Source organism: Staphylococcus sp. GDY8P57P, from assembly GCF_017892585.1.
Lineage (GTDB): Bacteria > Bacillota > Bacilli > Staphylococcales > Staphylococcaceae > Staphylococcus > Staphylococcus borealis.
Genome location: NZ_JAESLK010000078.1, coordinates 1 through 934 on the forward strand (window position 1 = coordinate 1; position 934 = coordinate 934).

The following is a 934-nucleotide window of genomic DNA, read 5'->3' on the forward strand; positions in this document are numbered from 1 at the left end:
GATATTTCTTTAAAAATCTTTTTAAATTTATATTTAGTATTTCTATTTAATTTTCCCCATTCACTCTCGTCATAAAGTAAAGCCATAACTGTATGGCGTTCAGAAGTTTTTGAAACCTTTGTATAATCAGGTTTCAAAATATGTAAGTCATTAAAACAATCATTCCACATATCAACCATATCTCTTTTTAATTCAATTTCAACACGCCATAAATGTTCAGACATAACTTCAACATCTGCGTTATCTTTACGTTCTTGTTTTTTATTATAAATTCTAATAAATCTATCACTATCACGAACACCAAAATATTTTGTTTCTGGCTTACCATTACGACCATAAAAAATAGTTTTCTTAACTGCTTTATCAGTCATTGCGTAGTAATCACTCAAATCATCTTCAAAATCAAAAGCCAAATCTAATCTTGTAAAACCGTCATCTTCCATGTAGTCAATAATGTTTTGTTTTAACCAAAGCATTTCTTCATGTGTAAGTTTATTTGGATTAAATTCAACACGCATATTACGTCTATCCCAACTATCTGCTTTTACTTTGTCATATTCGATATAAACTTTTTCTTGAAGTGCTTTAGCTTTAAATTTTGTTTGAAGCATATCCCAAAGTCGTATTTGTGGCTCAACACTCATAAATTCAGATAGCTTTTTAGCATTATTTTTGTTCAAATTCCCAACGATTGTCATCGCATCAAAACTTAATTTTGGGTGGGGGGTGTCATCAATATGTACACTTAACCGGCTATTAGAGTAGCCGGTTTTAGAAAAATTGTCTAAATCGTGATTTTCTAAGTGATTTGAATGATTTGTATGATTATTTTTACTCATAAAAAATCGACTCCTTAATTTAATTTAAGAAGTCGCTCACCCGAATATATATCTTGAAGAATAAACTAATATCGTTTAATATCTAGATATACAAA

Annotated in this window: 1 protein-coding gene; it reads right to left on the reverse strand. The window is 29.2% G+C overall.

Going from position 1 to position 934, the window contains the following annotated elements:
* Positions 1–839: replication initiation factor domain-containing protein (locus KA878_RS13565; RefSeq protein WP_210142201.1), on the reverse strand; the 839-nt coding region annotated here is incomplete at its 3' end.
* Positions 840–934 lie beyond the last annotated feature (95 nt).